This is a genomic window from Shewanella sp. NKUCC05_KAH (assembly GCF_019345585.1).
Taxonomy (GTDB): domain Bacteria; phylum Pseudomonadota; class Gammaproteobacteria; order Enterobacterales; family Shewanellaceae; genus Shewanella; species Shewanella oncorhynchi.
In genome coordinates this window covers 49785-68939 of the sequence record NZ_JAHKQZ010000007.1, presented here as the reverse complement: position 1 = coordinate 68939, position 19155 = coordinate 49785, and the positions used below count along the sequence as shown (strand labels likewise).

Annotated in this window: 12 protein-coding genes; 9 read left to right on the top strand and 3 right to left on the bottom strand. The window is 45.2% G+C overall.

All coding sequences use genetic code 11. The annotated features are described in order from the left end of the window. Nucleotides 1-20: 20 nt before the first annotated feature. Nucleotides 21-1460 carry an aspartate ammonia-lyase gene (aspA, locus tag KO533_RS08465; protein WP_105251342.1) on the bottom strand — a complete coding sequence of 480 codons (1440 nt, stop codon included), beginning with the start codon at nucleotides 1458-1460 and terminating at the stop codon, nucleotides 21-23. Nucleotides 1461-2016: 556 nt separating this feature from the next. Here aspA and ansB point away from each other — a divergent pair. The 6 genes from ansB (at nucleotide 2017) to KO533_RS08435 (ending at nucleotide 9839) form a co-directional block, all read left to right on the top strand. Then, a complete protein-coding gene (gene ansB, locus KO533_RS08460) occupies nucleotides 2017-3075 on the top strand; it encodes an L-asparaginase 2 (protein WP_219253662.1) in 1059 nt (352 codons plus the stop codon). 477 nt (nucleotides 3076-3552) lie between these two features. Continuing rightward, nucleotides 3553-6387 (top strand): M16 family metallopeptidase, encoded by a 2835-nt coding sequence (locus tag KO533_RS08455; protein ID WP_251073395.1) that lies wholly within the window; start codon nucleotides 3553-3555, stop codon nucleotides 6385-6387. Nucleotides 6388-6641: 254 nt separating this feature from the next. After that, complete coding sequence (locus tag KO533_RS08450) at nucleotides 6642-7832, top strand: MFS transporter (RefSeq protein WP_173497144.1); 1191 nt, start codon at nucleotides 6642-6644, stop codon at nucleotides 7830-7832. Beyond that, nucleotides 7807-8766: an HTH-type transcriptional regulator YidZ gene (gene yidZ / locus KO533_RS08445; RefSeq protein WP_131524386.1), complete on the top strand. Its 960-nt coding sequence runs from the start codon at nucleotides 7807-7809 to the stop codon at nucleotides 8764-8766. The genes KO533_RS08450 and yidZ overlap by 26 nt, the downstream gene beginning before the upstream one ends. A 230-nt stretch (nucleotides 8767-8996) precedes the next feature. Continuing rightward, nucleotides 8997-9440: a hypothetical protein gene (locus KO533_RS08440; RefSeq protein WP_173497145.1), complete on the top strand. Its 444-nt coding sequence runs from the start codon at nucleotides 8997-8999 to the stop codon at nucleotides 9438-9440. A gap of 57 nt (nucleotides 9441-9497) precedes the next feature. Beyond that, the gene (locus KO533_RS08435; RefSeq protein ID WP_173497146.1) at nucleotides 9498-9839 is read left to right on the top strand and encodes a hypothetical protein; all 342 of its coding nucleotides are present in this window, start codon (nucleotides 9498-9500) and stop codon (nucleotides 9837-9839) included. A gap of 46 nt (nucleotides 9840-9885) precedes the next feature. Here the strand turns inward: KO533_RS08435 and KO533_RS08430 are convergent, their stop codons facing one another. Then, nucleotides 9886-12615 carry a DEAD/DEAH box helicase gene (locus KO533_RS08430; protein WP_219253660.1) on the bottom strand — a complete coding sequence of 910 codons (2730 nt, stop codon included), beginning with the start codon at nucleotides 12613-12615 and terminating at the stop codon, nucleotides 9886-9888. 372 nt (nucleotides 12616-12987) lie between these two features. Here KO533_RS08430 and KO533_RS08425 point away from each other — a divergent pair, with 372 nt between their 5' ends. Beyond that, a complete protein-coding gene (locus tag KO533_RS08425; RefSeq protein ID WP_219253657.1) occupies nucleotides 12988-14358 on the top strand; it encodes a DUF4397 domain-containing protein in 1371 nt (456 codons plus the stop codon). 233 nt (nucleotides 14359-14591) lie between these two features. Next, nucleotides 14592-15713 (top strand): sterol desaturase family protein, encoded by a 1122-nt coding sequence (locus tag KO533_RS08420; protein ID WP_105251349.1) that lies wholly within the window; start codon nucleotides 14592-14594, stop codon nucleotides 15711-15713. Nucleotides 15714-15889: 176 nt separating this feature from the next. On the opposite strand, the gene KO533_RS08415 is transcribed toward KO533_RS08420, so the two are convergent. Beyond that, on the bottom strand, nucleotides 15890-17323 hold the full coding sequence (locus KO533_RS08415; protein ID WP_219253655.1) for a LysM peptidoglycan-binding domain-containing protein: 1434 nt from the start codon (nucleotides 17321-17323) through the stop codon (nucleotides 15890-15892). Between the two features lie 210 nt (nucleotides 17324-17533). Between KO533_RS08415 and KO533_RS08410 the strand changes: the two genes are divergently transcribed. Then, the gene (locus KO533_RS08410; protein ID WP_219253653.1) at nucleotides 17534-18889 is read left to right on the top strand and encodes a leucine-rich repeat-containing protein kinase family protein; all 1356 of its coding nucleotides are present in this window, start codon (nucleotides 17534-17536) and stop codon (nucleotides 18887-18889) included. Nucleotides 18890-19155 lie beyond the last annotated feature (266 nt).

The following is a 19155-nucleotide window of genomic DNA, read 5'->3' as shown; positions in this document are numbered from 1 at the left end:
GGCTCCCCAGCCCCACTGAGTTACACTTTGGCTTTGCTGGTGTTTTTTGCTTTGTACTTAGGATTCATCAGGTTTTCAACTGAGAGAATGTCATCGAGTTCTTCAACCGTTAACAAACCGCGTTCGAGTACCACTTCACGGACATTTTTACCCGTTTGGGCGCAAATTTTGCCTATGATGTCACCTTCATGGTGGCCGATGATTGGGTTAAGGTAGGTCACGATCCCGATAGAGTTCATCACATGGGCCATGCAGATCTCTGGATTTGCAGTGATACCTTCAACGCATTTTTCACGCAGGGAGATACAGGCATTGCCCATCAAACTGAGCGACTCAAACATCGCCTGTCCAATCACAGGTTCCATTACGTTAAGCTGTAATTGGCCAGCTTCGGCGGCCATAGTGATAGTGATATCATTGCCGACAATCTTAAAGGCAACCTGATTGACGACCTCAGGGATCACAGGGTTAACCTTGGCTGGCATGATGGAGGAACCCGCTTGCAGCTCAGGAAGATTAATCTCCTTCAGACCTGTACGTGGACCCGATGAAAGTAAGCGTAGGTCGTTACAAATCTTGGACATTTTAATCGCCATACGCTTAATTGCACTGTGCAGCATAACGTAGGCACCACAATCGGATGTCGCTTCGATTAAATCTTCCGCTGGCACATAGGCGCGGCCAGTAATGTCTGCCAGATACTTAATGGCTAATGCGGAATAACCGACAGGCGTATTGAGCCCTGTACCAATGGCGGTTGCGCCTAAGTTCACTTCTAACAACAGCTCTTGGCAACGCTTGATGGACTTAATTTCTTCTCGCAATGTAACAGCAAAGGCATGAAACTCTTGGCCTAAGGTCATAGGCACGGCATCTTGCAATTGAGTGCGGCCCATTTTTAAGACGGTTTTAAACTCTGTGGCTTTAGTGTCGAAAGCGCTGATAAGGTCGGTTAATGCATCTAACAGAATATCGGTACTGTTGATGACCGCAATACGGAAACCTGTTGGATAGGCATCGTTAGTCGATTGGCATTTATTGACATGGTCATTAGGATTGATGACATCGTAACGGCCTTTTTCTAGCCCCATGATCTCCAGTGCAACGTTGGCTAATACCTCATTGGTATTCATGTTGACTGAAGTGCCTGCGCCTCCTTGATAAACATCGACCGGAAATTGATCAACAAATCGACCCGTTGTGAGTATCAGATCGCACGCTTCAATAATTTTGTCAGCGATTTCAGGACTTACAGCGCCTAATTCACTGTTAGCCATGGCAGCGGCTTTTTTTGTTAGCATCATGCCACGGACTAATTCAGGTACATCGGAAATTTTTTGATTACTCAGCTTAAAGTTTTCGATGGCACGCAATGTATGTATGCCATAATAAAATTCATTGGAAACTTCTTTCGTGCCCAATAAATCTTCTTCGATCCGTACGCTATTAGTATCTTTCATTTCGATCCTATTAAATCCAATTAATAGTAAGATATATCTCCGAGTATTGAGTTGTGGATGTGTACAATAAGTATACGTAACACATCAAGAATAACTCATCGAAAACATGAAGGAGAATCGTCTCCTTGACTATCGAAGTAGATCTTAACGCTTTGGCAATAACAGGATTAGGATGGTGATCACTTAACTGTATGAAATAGTGTATTTCTTTTTTTTCTTAGATAAGTCTCTCAACTCGGATCACTAGTGTGAGCCATTACTTTTTGATGCAAATTAGCTATAGATTTGTTATTCGTTAACCAATCGGCGACATATTTATTCAAGTGTTTTTAAAATTAAATAAACCATACGATATTTAATTGTCACTGCGTCAATAGCGAATAATCATTGATTAGTTAAATCTACTCAATAATAAATGCATGGTGTTTTCCTTAAAGTTTAAATAATCAATTAGATAACGCTAAATCTGTTATTTCATTTTAGTGAGAGCTATCACAGTGAGGCTTAGACAATAGTGCACACTGTGGGCGTTTATTATTAATCAAAGGATGTAAGCATGAATTTTCCAATGCGTAAGCTTTTGCTCTCGGTCACTTTAGGGTTATTTCTCTCCTCCGCGGCGCAGGCGCTTCCACAGGTACGTATTATTGCCACGGGTGGCACTATTGCGGGAGTCGGACAATCGGCTACTGAGTCTAACTATCAGGCTGGTGAAGTGGGCATTAGTAGCTTAATTGCGGCCGTGCCTGAAATGAAACAACTTGCCGATATTCAAGGTGAGCAACTGGTTAAAATCGGTTCGCAGGACATGAACGATAAAGTTTGGCTAGCCTTAGCCAAGCGCATCAATTTGTTATTGTCTGATAAAGATGTCGACGGTATCGTCATTACCCATGGTACTGATACCTTAGAGGAAACGGCGTATTTTTTAAATCTCACCATCAAGAGCGATAAGCCTGTAGTACTGGTTGGGGCAATGCGTCCATCAACCGCCATGAGTGCCGATGGCCCGATGAATCTATATAACGCAGTCGCGACCGCCGCTAACCTCGAATCTAAAGGTCGAGGCGTGTTGGTGGTGATGAACGATACCGTATTGAATGCCCGCGATGTGACTAAGACTAACACTACAGGTGTACACACTTTTGCTGCGCCTAACTTTGGCCCGCTTGGCGTTATCCATAACAGCAAGATTGAATACATGGGCAAAACTGAGCGTCAACATACAAGGCAAACGCCTTTTGATGTTAGCAAACTCGACAAGCTGCCACAGGTAGGGATTGTCTACAACTACGCTAATGCCAGCGATTTACCTGTCAAAGCTATGGTTGAAGCGGGTTTTGATGGCATAGTCAGCGCCGGTGTAGGTAATGGTAATATTTACCACTCAATATTTGACACTTTAGCTAAGGCAAGTCAAAAAGGCACCTTGGTCGTTCGCTCTAGCCGAGTGCCCACAGGCGCAACCACGCTTGATGCCGAGATAGACGATGCTAAATATGGCTTTATCGCAGCAGGTAACCTTAACCCGCAAAAAGCCCGCATTTTACTGATGCTGTCGTTAACGCAAAGCAAAGATCCACAGCAGATCCAACGTTGGTTTCAACAGTTTTAAGATTCAACTGCGTGATAAAACAAAAGTCCTGCGAATATTCGTAGGGCTTTTGCATTAATGGCTTACCTGTGAAGTGGTTTTTTCACGAGGCCATGAGCCGAAATATCTAAACTTTGGTGTGATTTTTAAAGCCAAAATTGTGAGGGTTCAACTCAGATTTTCAATCAAGATATTGCTCTATTACTAGATTGGCGAAAAGGCTTCGCCAATTAAGCACTCAATATCTCGCTAATATATGCATACCATTCCACAGTAACCATTAAATCCACAGCTGTTTCAGCTTCCTTCCACGCTCATTATTTTTCGGCATATTCTGACTATATATCAAGGCGATAAACTATTTTTAGTACGGCATAAGGTATTGATTTTGTGACTTAAAGTGCTTTAGGTACTATAGTGAAAGCTTATTTTATCTGAAACATAGGTGAGCGCTTCCTAGGTTTCTTGTTTGATTTTGGGGGCAAAGTGCGAATTTTAATGAACAATTTCAAGGTAATTAGTTTTGTGCGTCAGTGGTTACTGCTGGCGCTTTTGAGTATGGCGTTGCCACTGCAGGCGAGTGAAGATCCGCTGTGGATGGGAACGACAGGCTTGCCTATGAGCGAGCGGATCCATACTGGTGAACTTGCCAATGGTATGCGTTATTTATTGGTGAGCAATAAGACGCCGGAGCAGGCGGTCATAGTGCGGATGCGGGTGGATGTAGGCTCTTTGGTCGAGTCTGATACCGAGCAAGGATTAGTGCACTTTCTTGAGCATATGGCCTTTAATGGCTCGACCGGATTGGCGGCGGGGGAGATGATGCCGACATTGCAGCGCCTTGGCCTGAGTTTTGGCGCTGATACCAATGCTGTGACTGAGTTTCAGCAGACGGTCTATCAATTCAACTTGCCAAGTAATAGCCAAGATAAAATCGATACTGCTTTGTTTTTAATGCGAGAAATTGGCAGTAATCTATTACTTGACCCAGCGCTAATTGAACGTGAAAAAGCGGTAGTGTTGTCTGAGCTGCGTGAACGTAGCGGTGCGGATCTTGAGAATTACCGTAACCAATTACAGTTTTTAATGCCAAACACATTGCTGTCAAAGCGCTTCCCTGTGGGGGAGGCGAACAGTATCAGTAATGCCAATCGCGAGGCGTTGCTGTCTTTATATCAGCGTTTTTATACACCCTCACGCACCACTTTAATTGTCGTGGGTGATATCGAGGTCGCCGCGGTAGAACAAAAGATAAAACAACAGTTTGCCAGTTGGAAAGACGCGCCTTTGGCTGCTAAAACCAAGGAACAAGCTATTGGTACTGTCGCAGAGCGCCAAAGTGTCGATGCGGCGGCATTTTTTGATCAAAGTCTGTCAACGTCAGTTTCCCTAGGCATGCTAAAACCCATCTCAGCGATTACCGATAGCCCTGTTGTGCGGGAGCAGGAAATGTTGCTCGAGCTCGCCCACGGCATCTTGTATCGCCGTATGGAGTCGCAATTACTGCATAGCCAAGGTTTATATGGTGTAAACCTGCAGGTTGGGCCGCAGTTTGATATTGCCTATGGCACACAAATGAGCCTAGGTACGCAGGAAAATAACTGGCAAGAGGGAATCGCACTCTTGGAGAAAACCCTGCGTCAAGCAAAAGAGTTTGGTTTTAGCCAGCAGGAAATTGACCAGCAAATCAAACGTATGCATAAGGGATATCAGCTAAGTGTCGCGGGGAGCAGTACTATTCACAGTGTGAATATTGCCGAGAGTCTAGTGTATTCGGTGGCGGGCAATCGCGTCCCTGTCGAACCTGATTGGCAGCTCGCATTTTTTGAAAAAATAATGCCAACAGTGACACCGCAAAAGCTAAGCCAAGTGTTTAATCAAACGTGGAACGCTACGCCGTATTTATATCTGACCAGCAATAAGCCCATTGAAAATGCTGAAAAACAGCTTATCGCCAGCTACGAGAAAAGCCGTAAACAAGCGGTGAGCGCACCAGCAATCAAGGCGATTGATGAGTTTGCTTATACTCAGTTTGGTGAGCAAGGCAAGTTAGTGGCTGACAGTCGCGATAAGGAAACGGGGATTCGCCAACTGCAATTTGCCAATGGCGTGCGGCTTAATCTTAAGCCTACCAACTTTAACAAAGGCACCACATTGGTCAGCCTAAACATTGGCTTTGGTGAAGTGCCATTCCCTGAGTTGGATGGTTTGTCTTATCTGTTTAACAGTGCGTTTGTGCAGGGGGGACTCAAGGCCCATGATTATGACAGTCTGCAGGATATTTTTGCTGGACAAGATATTTCCATCAACTTAGGCCTGCGTGAGCAAAGTTTTGGCGGCGAGATTAGCACTAATGCCGCAGAGCTACGCACGCAGCTTGGCTTAATGACGGCTTATTTAATTGAGCCGGGTATGGATAAGCAGGCTGAGCAATTGTTTCGTGAACAAGTGATTGCCGAGCAACAAAGTATTCATAGCAACCCACAATCTGAGTTTTCTAATCAGTTTGCCCGTATCTCCCATAATGGTGATAAACGCTATGGTTATGGTGAGCCTGAAGAAATTCTCAAACGTCACTTTGGAGAATTAGCGCCGAGTTTCCATTCGGCCGTCGAGCAAGGGGCGATTGAACTCGCTATTGTGGGCGATTTTGACGAAGCGAGTGCCATTGCTGCTGTGGCTGAAACAATTGGCGCCATTAAGCGTAGCCCTATTGCTAATGCTCAGTCGATAGTACCTGTGTTTCCGAAAGTGCCCGTTCAGAAAACATTAACGCATTATGGTCAACTTGATATGGCGGCACTTGCCATGGTGTGGCCTACAACGGACATGACTCACTTGAGTCAACACGCGGGATTGGGTCTGCTGGAGCAAGTGCTAAGCATTCTATTAACGGAAAACGTGAGGGAGAAGGCGGGCGCGAGTTATTCGCCATCGGCCTTTTCTTACAACGATTTCAATGCCAGCGGTTATGGTTACTTAGGTTTGTTTAGCGTGACGACTCAAGCCATGTTGCCAACGGTTGCCGAGTATTTCACCGCCGCAGTTAAGCAAGTTAAAGCGCCTTCGGGGATCAGTGAGGATTTGCTTAATCGAGCCCGCCAACCAGTGCTTGAGTGGATGCAAGCTGCGCCGCAAACCAATGGTTTTTGGTTAGATCTCACCTCAACTGCCCAGAGTCATCCTGGTCGTTTTGCTGCCTTTAAACAAAGGCAAGCGTTAGCGCAGCAGATGACAGTTGCAGAACTTAATAAATTGGCGCAGCAATATCTGCAAGACGATAGCAGTTTAATGATCCAAGTCCTTCCTGCACCGCCAGAACCTCAGCAATGAGTATTGGGCTCATAGAATAGTAGACTGATCATTCACCGACATATCCCCTGTGGTCGCAAACCACAGGGGATATTTTTCTACCTCTTTCTTCCTCTATCTTCTTTTACCAACTTTTCTTTCACGTTCGTGGTGTTATGCCCACCCATAGGTCGTCAATGGAAATACCTGTTGTCGAAAATGCCACTCACAGATCTGCGCGAGTGAAACTAGTCTAGGCGCAACTTATGTGTGAGATGGCTAACGGGGTGAGGTATATGTTTCGATATCTATTGTGCAGTTTTTGTCTAGTGTTTTTGTACCCGACAGGGATAGATATGTACTTGGTCGGTTTGCCGCAAATTGCGCAGGATTTAGGGGCGAGTGAGGCGCAGCTGCATATTGCTTTTTCTGTGTATCTTGCGGGAATGGCGACCACTATGCTGTTTGCGGGGAGCTTAGCCGATAGGATTGGGCGTAAACCCATTACCTTGTTTGGCGCATTGCTGTTTGCTATTGCCTCTTACTTTGCCGGTAGTGCGCAAACCAGTGATCTCTTTTTAATGGCACGCTTTGCACAAGGCATTGGTGCGGGTTCTTGCTATGTTGTGGCTTTTGCGATTTTGCGTGATGTATTAGACGATAAGCGCCGAGCAAAAGTGCTCTCTATGGTCAATGGCGTGACTTGCATTATCCCTGTGATAGCGCCTGTGATAGGCCATTTAATTATGCTTAAATTCCCATGGCCTAGCCTATTTAACACTATGGCGGGGATGGGATTAATGGTCTTAATCCTGTGTATTTTTGTATTGCACGAAACCTATCCTAAACCGCAATTTCACACCACAGTTGAGCTGGGTGGGTATAAAGAATCCTTTAAACAGCGGTTTTTTCTCAGTCGTGTGGTGATAACGACTTTAGGTGTGACCACGATTTTAAGCTATGTAAATGTCTCTCCCATGTTGATCATGGGGCAGATGGGGTTTGACCGTGGGCAATATTCCAATACCATGGCAATGATGGCATTGGTGAGTATGTTAGCCTCATTTTCGACGCCCTTTTTGCTTAACCTGTTTAAAGAAAAATCGTTAATCTTGTTCTCTCAGATATTATTTGCCGCAGCGGCATTGGTGTTTATCTTGACTCAATTGGGCGGGGTTAGTCAGTCATTCAACCTGTTAGGTTTTGCTTTTGTTTGTTCCGGTTTTTCGATTGGATTTGGGGTCACCATGAGTCAGGCGCTCAGCCCATTTGTTACTCGGGCTGGAGTTGCCAGCTCATTACTGGGAATTGCCCAAGTGTGTACTTCAGCTTTATATATTTGGGTGATGGGTCTGCTCGAAGTGAGTGCGATTAATATATTATTAGTGATCCTCGCTGTCGGTGCGCTGGTGAGCATTACACTGATCTTAGCGGTTCCTAAATTGCCGGAAATTGTACTTAATGACCAAATCCCTGAGTCGGCTTGATCTTAACTTATTGTTTATTTTGCAGCTTTTATTACAGGAGCGGAGTGTCTCTAAGACTGCCAAAAAGCTCAATGTCACGCCATCCACTGTGAGTAAGTCGCTGGCCAAATTACGGGATTGGTTTGACGATCCCTTATTTGTCAAAACGCCGCAGGGATTTCAGTTAACGCCATTGGCTCACGGTATGGAGCAGGAGTTATCGGAATGGTTGCAAATGGGTAAGCAACTGATGGCTAAGCGCGGTGATGAGATGACCAAAGGGCTCACCTTCGAGTTAATGCTTGAGTCGCCTTTGTTGCTTATCATGCTTAATGAGCTGACTCAGGCCATTTATACTCAATACCCTGATGCAAAGGTGAAGGTACGAAATTGGGATTACGATTCACTCGAAGCGATTGTGCGTGGTGAAGCTGATATGGGTTTTACCGGCCGAGAAAGTCATCCACGTTCCAAGGAATCCCTTGATTTATTACCCTATTTTATCGATTTTGAGGTTTTATTTACCGATCTTCCTCAGGTGTATTTGCGCCGCGATCATCCCGCCTTGCAGGAAGAGTGGAATATAGACACCTTTCTTAAATATTCGCATATCAATATTTTGTGGGAAAAGAGCGAAACCTGGGCCTTAGATGATGTGCTTATTGAGCTTGGTCTGAGTCGTAATATTGTGCTGACCTTGGCCAGTTTTGAGCAGTCACTGTTTGTCGCGGCAGAGCCTCACCACAGCATGATGGCAATTGCGCCACAATATTGTGAGCAATATGCCCGCCAATTACACCCTGACTTAGTCACTCGCCCGATCCCGATAAGTGGCGAATATCTTAATAAACTCGCCATTCCTTTTACCTTGATTTGGCATAAGAGAAACAGCCACAACCCCAAAATCACTTGGTTGCGAAACAAGATAAAAGCCATTTATCAACAGCATGATTAAGGCTGTTAACCATCATTTATATGTTCTGTTTTCAGTTACTCACAACGAGTGACCAGAACAGGAACGTTATACCCTAGTATTCAATATTGCGTGGTTTTTCGCATGGCGCATTTGATAAAAAGCTGATAAGTTCATTTTTTACAATTAATTAACTATGCTTGTTTTTGCTGGTCCAATAAGATAAACGAGCTGTACATAAATATTAAGACGTTAGCCGCTAAGGAAAGGGTGTGCAAAGTCCAATCTCAATCGGTTGTGAATGTGGTGGCCCAGAAGATGGCGGCATATCCTGTCTGAAAGTGGAGCTCTTCCACGCGTTAGAAAAGCATGTCACCTCTACGCATTGCGATTCGGTAGATCAGTACGCGTTGGTGCTGAGGGTAGATGGAGAATTTGCCAACTATGGTCTTGAGGGGGTTCATCGGGTACGCTTTGCCAAGAAAAGTCGATACCTTACTGCTGACATCCAAATTCCAGAGTCAGTTTGGCGTTTGGCGCGTGAGGAAGATCTCCGGCAATATCTTGGGTCTTCACTTCGCTCAGCCATAGAGATATTCGTTGCTAGGCTTAAGAAGGAAGGAATTGCGGTTGTAGAGATAAGTCTCTACACCGAGATGAATGTGGCGATCACAGAGTTCACACAACGCGCGTCGGCGGCTAACTATTCGCTGTAGGCGCGACGGCCCTGACTGGCCGCAGCGTGAGCTCAAACTTTATGCATCCGGAACATTATGATAATACAGCGCAAACAAACAATCTGTGCATGGGCGGGTGTTGGGCCGCAAAAGCCAGAGGCAGGAACAAAATTGGGTATCGCGCTTGGTACATTGGGCTGCGGACTAATTAATGGGCTCCGGCATATGCCCAAAAATGGAACGAACGGTTGGTATATCTGGTGTGGGGAATCCATGTCACAAGAGGATGAGTTCTTCTCACCACTTCACGTCGAGCACATCCAAGAATACTTGCCTGAGGTAAAAAAGTATCTCGATCTGCCTCCTGGTTACCGTTTTCTAATTGATGACAATAACTACGAAGATATCTGGTTTGAGGCTGAGCTACTAAATGCATAACAATCGCAGGCACAGCAACGGCTTTTCCGTTGCGGCTTCACCTTCACTAAAGAGCCGCGCGTGCTGCGGGCGTTATTCCCAATTGCTGGCAAATATGTTGGATACAAAGTTCTTGCTGTTGGCACCATAGCCCATAGCTGACGGGGATCAGTTTAATCCCCGCGCGCTGTAAGAGTTTATACAGTTCAATATCGAAAAAGTCCGCCCAAGGTCCTGGGTAACCGATTAAATCTATTGCTAAATATTGGTTACCATAGCGGCACAGAATATCCAGTTCTAGTCCCGCCATATGGTAAGCGCGCCAGACAGTTATGCCTTTTTCTTCAATCGCGTGTGCCACAGACTGGCCGAAGTTATCGAGGGCATCGACATAATTGTGCGCCGCTTGAAATTGGCCCGCCGATGCTAAGTAAGTTGCCAGTAAATTATTGTTGAGGAGCTCATGTGCTTGTACCGATAAAAATAGCCACTGCATCTGTTTAGCGCGGGTGATCGCGACATTGAACATATCGGCGCGATTTAAATACACGGCGGCGCGGCTGTCGTTGGCCGTAATGCTAAACGACAGCAGCATAATATCGCGCTCTTCCCCTTGAAAACCAAAGGGCGTGGCAATCCGTAATTGATGACGTTCTATTTGCTGCGTGCTAAAGCGTGCGAGGATCTGCTGGGATAAATACTCCGTCTGATTGCGAAAACAGGAAAGCACACCAATGCTGGCGGGCACTAATGCATTCTCTTGTTCATCAATCAGTTGAGCTAACTTTTGAATTAATGCCTCCGCTTCTATGGCGTTAATTCCCTTACTATCACGGCTGCCGGTAACGTGGACTCTGTGTAAGTGTCCCGAACTTGTGCAAGGTCTGTGCTGCATAATCTTCAGCATGCCTTGATAAAACTGCTGATTACTAAATTGGATCAGCTCAGGTTTACTCCGAAAATGCTCATTTAAAAATACCACTTGGGATTGGCTCGCGAGGGACAGTGACGCTAAGTCGAGCATACTGGCATCACGGTAGCTCATTAGGCCGCGACAATCCAGGGCGAGTCCGAGTTGAGTCTGGATTTGAGTTTGTTTTGCGCGGGATAAAAACGAGAAATGGCGCAGTTGTTTGCTATCTCCCACCACCAGTGCCGCCTTTGCTCGCTGCAAGGCCGGTAAACATGCGGCAATATTGGCTTGGGTGGCTTCATCAATAATCACTAAATCAAACATTTGCTGCTCCATGGGCAGCACTTTATGCAAGCTGGCAAGGCTAGATAACCAAATGGGAAAGGTTTGTTTTAAGGCATCAAAATCCGTCTTGTAGAAGCCGTCGAGTTGCTTAGCGGACTGGCGAGCACGTAACGCACTGGCAAAACTCACCAGCGTACTGCGCTTATGTTTGAGTAATTGGTTTAATCGATAGTGAGTTGCCAATTGTAAGTATTTGAGGCTTAAGTCTTCTTTTTGCGCGATGAGGGCCGTTAATTTATCGAGTTCATTCCATTGCTGGGCAAACCTTTTGATACCTGCACGGTAAGCCCAATTGTAAAATCCTAAGCGCCAACGGGATTGTCCTTGTTGTAAGGTCGCCAGTTTTTGGCCGCGACGTATGGCATGGCGGCAATGACGTATAAAGCCCGCTTCCATCTTGACTTGCTGTCGAGTCACGGTATTAAGTTGCTGTTTTGCATTGAGTAGCAACCTATCCGAGACGGCTTCATCAGATGCAGGGTGCTGACCATGGAGCATTTCATCAATCTGGTTTTTAAGGACTTTTATAAACTGCGGCGAGCCTGCTCGAATAAGACAGCTCCCAAGCTGGAACTGTTGCTGTAACTTGTCGGCAATGACATCAACAGCAACATCAGTGTGGGCGACGATGAGGACAGATTTACCCCTTAATACCTGCTCTGCTGCCACTGTAGCTATGGTGTAACTCTTACCTGTTCCTGGTGGGCCTGAGACCTGCCCCAAAGTATGATTGGCCGCAATCTTTAAGGCCTGAATTTGCGCGCGGCTTAACAGCCCAGGAAGATAAGCCTCTTGTGTGTCTTCACTGGCGCTGATTGATGTTGTTTGTTGTGTTTCTGCGAATAGCGCTTTAAGCGGTGCTGATGGTTCAGGCGCTGTCATTAGTTTGTCGAGTTCGTGCAAAATGCCCCGACTCGCGATCGAACGTTCTGCCAAAATGATTTGGCTTCGACTGACAAGAAACTGCCCACGTTTACGGCATAAGCTAGTGAATTCAGTCTCATCGATCAGCTTGGGAAAATGCAATAAGTGACTGGTATCAACATCGGCTTGGCCCGCCCGCAGCCAAGATATCCAGCCACTGACATCCGTTGGATTATCGCGTAAATCTTGGCTTAGGGTATGTCCTTCAACGACTAATTTTTCTAATAGAGCTTCATTGATAGTGAATGGTCCGCTGCCAGCTAGAGTGTCATTGCTCTCTAGGTAGAGATTATCGCCGTCGGCCTGCAATTGGCATTCGCGATAAAGGAGTGGCGTCACGACTTTACGTTTTTCGCCATTAAGGTCGACTGTGCCGCAGAAAAACAGACAGCAGTGCAATAATACCTTTTCACGTAAATACAAAGCGCTACGTGCTAGTAATGCACTGGCGGGAGCAAATGGCACAGGCAAGCGGGGTAGGAAGCCACTGCTTAACTCGTCTTCATGTTGGAGTAATAGCTGATCTTGCTCGGCAAGCTTGTGGCTAGACCAGAGATTGATTTCGGCACTATCGTGTTGAAAACATTGTTTGTAGTAGTTGAGAATCCCTTGCAAATCCTATCCATCCCAAAGGCTTAATTGGCGATGCGAGAGTAACCTAATCGCATTAGTCGAACAAGGTTTGTACCGTCTGAAGATAGTTTATCCATAGTCGCTTTAAGCCTAAAAGAGAGGTGTTCGATAGAACAGTCATTTTCCACTGGAGCAGAATTTTTGAGAGGCGAGCAAAAGTATCAGCAGCCGCATTTGTATCAATTAAGGGCCTGAAAAGTGTGGTTTGTATCACTTTTTGGTGTGTTATTGAAATGTTTGTTAAGTGTTTGAGTTTGTAAAATATTTGTTTTTGTTTTTAGTGGAAATTGCCATTGTTGTCATTGTATAACTGCGTAGATTGAACTGAATTTTTGTCTGCTAATGAGGGAAACAATGATAAAAAGTAAGCTAAAGGGATTCGCTGCGGTGGCTGTTGCCTGTTTAGCGGTAACGGCATGTGGCTCAGATGATAATAATGAAGAGGGCACAGATCAAAATGCCACCTATGTGCAATTTTATAATGCTTCAGCTGGAAGCACTGCTACTGCACTCAAAGTTGCCGATAAAACCTATGAAAGTGTGATCTATGGGGACACTATGCCGCGATTTACGTCGACGGCTGGCGTAACTGCGATTGAAGTGATGGCTAAGGATGCCTCTGATAAAGATATCTCTATTTATAAAGAAGATATCGATTTGAAAGTTGCAACGGACCATTTCTTTGTATTACATGGTGATTTTACCGAACCTAAATTACTTAATATCAACTATTCTCGCACTGAACTCGATAAGCTCAACGAAGTGGCTGAAAACAGTAAAATGCAGCTCTTGATTGCCAATACTGCAGTGCATGCCCAAGCCTTTGACGCTTATGTTTCTAAGTCGACCCAAACCTTTGCCGATGCTGTGATGTTAGGCAGTGTGGCCTACGGTGAAGTGTCGCAGCCGCAAGTGATGGATACGGGTGAATATAAGGTTTACCTCGCACCAGCGGGAACAACGAATGTTTCTTATACAACTGCGAACATTAAATTCAGTTCTAAGGTGCCTTATAAGCTGATTATCCGCGAAGGTTTTGGTGCATCGGATTCAAAAATCACTTTGGACAGTGTCGATTCAACCACCAATGTTCGCAATCATGTAGCATTAGAAGCGAGTGTCGATTATCGCGTCTTTAACGGTTTAGGTTCGCACATTATCGATGTGAAAGTGGCTAGCAGTAAGCAAGATACTCTGTTTAGCGAAGTGCCATCTTTTGGGGTGACTAGCTATCAAGGTGCTGAGTTTAATGATTTTGGTGTGAGTGTGTTCGACCACGGTACGCAAAATAAATTGCTCGATAACGTGTTGATCACCCTTAACCAAGATGACATTAAAACCATCTTCATCTATGAGCAAACGACCGAGCAGGGCAGCCAAGTGAAGGCGATGGAGATGAAGCAAACTCAGACGCCAAGTCCCTATAGCTTTAAGTTCGACATTGTGAGTTTTGCCGATAAAAGCAATCTAACCGTGTATTTCTTAAAGGCAAATGACACGATTGAAACGGCTGTAAATAAGATCACCGCAGTCAATCCAGCAAGCCCTCAGTCATTGACTGTGCCAGCTGGAGAATATTCTATTAAGGTTATCGCTGTGGAAAACGGTACTAAAACCGTTGTCTATGCATCCGATTTAATGGATTTCAGCAATGAAGACAATGTGACTATGGTGCTGAATAAAGATCCTTCTACTAGCTTTGGTTATAACTTGATTAAGATCTAACCGCTAAGGTGAGTGAACGGCTCTAATAAAACAGCGCTACTTAGGTAGCGCTTTTTTTGGGCTGTTTTTGTGTGCTCGTTTTAGTGGGCTTAGTAGATTGAGCATTATTGTCTTAGCATTCACTTTTTATTGATTGTGGCTGCGGGGTTAATGTAGGCTGATCGGCAAAAATTAAGCCGAGCATTGCTGTGATGTGAGTAACGCGAGCAATATAGGAAAAGGAGTTCACTGTGATGAGTAAAGGATTTAAAGACGGCCATTTCCAAATTGGTGAAGGCAGTATTAGCGGCACTATAGCGTGTATGTTAGCGATATTATCGTTTCTGGGTGTATTGGCGTTTCATTTTCCCGAATATCTCACCACTCCAGAATTACGCCAAAGCTATAATGTCGATGTTATTCGCAGCTTAATATTTGTCGCCTTAGTGGTGTCGGGCAGTTTAGGTTTATTGAATTTTATTCGAAATAAAAATAAGCGTTTCGGCTTTGTGGCTTGGGTATTTGTGAGTTTAGCGATTGCCTTTGGTGGTCATCAAGTTGAGGTCGAGCCTTTTGCTAATCATAAGGTCTCACTGGGTTTAGATTGGTTTATTTTAGACTTATTAGGCTCAACCTTAATTTTCATTTTTATCGAGAAATGGCTACCCCATAAACCAGAACAAGCAATATTGAGACCCGAGTGGCAAGGGGATTTAAACCATTTTTTGGTGAATCACTTAGCGATTGGATTTGTATTATTGGTGGCAAACCAATTTGTGCAGTCGACCTTTTCTTGGGCTATTTCCAGCACAGTGCAAAGCTTTATCGCGGATCTTCCCTTTGCGTTGCAACTGTTGTTGATTTTATTGGTCGCCGATTTAATGCAATATGCGGCGCACCGTGCCTACCATGAAATTCCTTTCCTGTGGCGCTTCCATTCGGTGCACCATAGCGCGAAACATTTAGATTGGTTGGCTGGTTCAAGGCAACATATGTTTGAGTTGATTGCTACCCGTTGTTTAGTGCTCACGCCGATTTTTATCTTGGGATTCTCCAAAGACATCATCAGTATTTATGTGATTATCGTTGGCGTGCAGGCGGTCTTTAATCATGCCAATGTGCAGGTTAACTTTGGCTGGCTACGTTACTTAATTGTCAGTCCGCAATTCCACCATTGGCATCATGCTTCCGATAAGGCGGCAATCGACCGTAACTATGCTGCCCATTTTTCTTTTTTAGATTACCTATTTGGGACTGCAGTTCGAGGTCAGAAAGAGTGGCCAGAGCAATATGGTGTCGTGGGCGATTACATGCCTGTTGGCATGTTTAAGCAGCAATTGTATCCCCTTGGTTTAGCGAAGAAAGACACAAAATAATGGCACTGCAATTGGAGTGGTTTGTTTTGGAATGATTGTCCGAGAGCATTGGTTAGGTCAACTGAGCAGTAACGCTGAACTGTGGCGGTTAACTCTGATATTGGGATAGAAACAAGCCCAACACAGCGCTTGGGAACCGCGCTTTGTTGGGCTTTTTGCCGTTCAAACTACAATCGTTATTCGGAAATTTTCAGTTCTTGGCCTGGCTTAATAATGCTTTTGCCATTGAGCTGGTTCCACTTCATTAAGTCAGCCAGTTTAACCTTATTCTTACGGGCGATTTTATCCAGCGAATCACCTGATTTCACCTTGTAAGTGGTCGCTTTTACTACAGGTTTATCGGCCGATGTTGAGGTAGTCGCTTTAGCTTTGGTCGACGACTTATTGCTCACTTTTTTATCTGTCTTCGCCTTGGTTTTAGTGGGTTCTGGCTCATTATCATTGCCCGCCATTGGCGTTAACAGTGTGAGCTCTTGGCCGATTTTTAGGCGGTCAGATGTCAGATTGTTGGCCTGTTTTAATGCTTTCACTGACATATCAAACTTGGCTGCGATTGTGCCTAGGCTGTCACCAGATTTGACGATATAGCTTTGGCTGTCATAGCGTTTTTGAGCGTAGAGCTTGTCTTGATTTTCCTGATAATGACCTATGTTTTCCAGTGGTAAGGCGATTTGATATTTACCTTTGCTGGGGATTACACCTTGGCGAAAGCCTGGGTTATAGGTTTTAAATTCTGCTTTGCTGAGCCCTGCTGCATTAGCAATCTGGCCGATATCTACGCCATTAGGTGCTGGCACTCTTTCCAAGAAAGGGCGGTTAGCAATAGGGGGGACTTTTAAACCGTAGTGGTTGGGATTTCGAATAATCTGAATAAATGCCAGCCACTTAGGAACTGTTTGTACTCGCTTAGCGGGGATACCCAGTGACCAAAAGTCCGTAGGTTTGCCCTTGGCTTTGTTTTTATCAATGGCGGCTTTGATCACTAGCTCACCGGTATTGTAGGCGGCGACGGCGTTGATCCAGTCTTTGTCTAAGGTGTCGTATAGGTGCTGTAGATAGTCAAGCACTGCATCGGTTGAGGCCAGCGCATCTTTACGACCATCGTAGGCAGAATTCACTGTTAAGCCAAAATTACGTCCAGTAGCAGGGATCATTTGCCACAGTCCTGCGGGGCCGTTAGCTTGTGCTAAAGGGTTATAGCCACTTTCGACTATGGGCAATAACGCCAATTCTAATGGCATGTTACGCACTTCTAGCTGGCTGACTATGTAATACAAAAATGGCTCGGCGCGATCGCCAACCTGATTCATAAATTTTTGTTTATCATCGAAAAAGTTACGCTGTTTACGTACTTCGGCATCATCATGGACGTCAATGGTATTGGCGTGTTGGATCTTTTCCCATACATCGCTGTACTGCTCAACCACTTCGGGTGGTGTTTGATGCTGTTGTGGCGAGTGGTGGTTATCATTACTGACATCACTTGCTGTGGCATTGAATTCAGTGGTTGATGGGCTTGCTGATGTTGTAGCGCAACCGCTCAGTAGGGCCATTAGCATGGCAAGCATAAGCACTGTAAAAGAGTGCGTTTGGCGAAAATGTGTCCGCATGATTGTCCTGTGATGAGTTGACTGGGCATTCCATATTGGTGCACATGCTAATCTGTTTTCGAGTTTCTGGATAGCTCCCCCAAGTTTTACCTATTGTATCAAAGTTGTCTTAAGGCCGATTGTGCCGCCCTTTGATTGCTGATCCTGCGTTTAGCTTTGTCGATTTATACGCTACCATAGCCGCGATTTTTCATTAACTTGGGTAGCAAAGTGCAGACGTTAGCGCAGTTAAGGGCAGGGCAGTTACAAGGGATCACACGTTTACAATTGGTTGAGGATTTAACCGAGTTCCCGCGGGAGATTTTTGATTTAGCCGATACCCTCGAAATCCTCGATTTATCGAATAATCAACTGAGCACTTTGCCCGAGGATTTACACCGCTTATCGCATTTAAAGATAATTTTCGCCTCGAATAATCGCTTTGAACATTTGCCTGAGGCATTAGGGCGCTGCACAAATTTAGAGATGATTGGCTTTAAGGCCAATCAAATCAAAACAGTGACTGCTGCGGCATTACCGCTGCAAACCCGCTGGCTCATCCTAACCGATAACCTCATTGAGACATTGCCTGCGGCCATGGGCGATTTACATCGTCTGCAAAAATTAGCTTTAGCGGGTAACCGTTTAACAACCTTGCCCGAGTCGATGGCCAATTGCCGCAACTTAGAGTTAGTGCGTTTATCGGCCAATCAACTCCACGCACTGCCAGCTTGGTTACTCAGTTTGCCCAAACTGACTTGGCTCGCCTTTGCGGGAAATCCATTTAGCCATACCTTAGTCGATCCCCACGCCGATGTGGCCACAGTGGCGAATGTGACTCTGGGTGATATCAAGTTGGCTGAGAAGCTTGGCGAAGGGGCTTCAGGGGTCATTTATCGAGGCGATTGGTTGAATCAAGCCATGATAGCCGCGACGGGGTCGGCGCAGATTGCGGTAAAACTCTTTAAGGGTGAAGTGACGAGCGATGGTTATCCCGCTGACGAGTTAGATTGCTGTCTCACAACGGGTGATCATCCCAGCCTTATTAAGGTCGTGGCGCATATTAGCCAAAAAGATCAATTGGGTTTAGTAATGGAACTAATTCCGCCAGGGTTTAGTAACTTAGGGCTACCACCAAGTCTTGTCACCTGCACTCGCGATACCTTTAAAGACGGTAGCGAATTTCGCCTTGATGAAGTCGCCAAAATCACACACCAGTTGGCCGATGCAATGGCGCACATGCATGCCAAACAAGTAAGTCATGGTGATGTCTACGCCCATAATATTATGGTTAATCAACAGATGAGCTTATTGTTTGGGGATTTTGGTGCGGCATCAAACTTACGCAATCTATCGACAGCAGAACGCTTAGCGATAGAAGCTATTGAAGTGCGGGCGCTTGGTTGCTTGATTGAAGATCTGTTGGCCTATGTGGATGCATCTGCCTATGTGAATACCTCGATTGACCCTCTGTACTACACACAGTTGAGTGCGATTAAAGACGAGTGCATGCAGTTAGATGTGGCTCAGCGCCCCTGTTTTGCAGACGTGAAAAAGGCCATCGGAGCACTGTTAAAAGGTAAATAGTGGCTTGCTAATAGGCTGGCTCTACACTTGTTTCAAGTTTGCTGTATTTTATGGTTGTTTGTGTGATTTAAGTGCTCACTATTAAGTTTATCGTTAAGTTATTGTTTTGTTTGGTTGTGTAACCGAGTTTTTACTGGCACTGACTGGGATTAAGCCTATAGGCTGTATACCCAAATAACCTCAAATTGCTGAAACAGGCACTTTGGGGGGACTTGGTATTAGTTTTGGGTTCAATCCGGTTTGCTGTTGTCGGATAGGATGTCCGT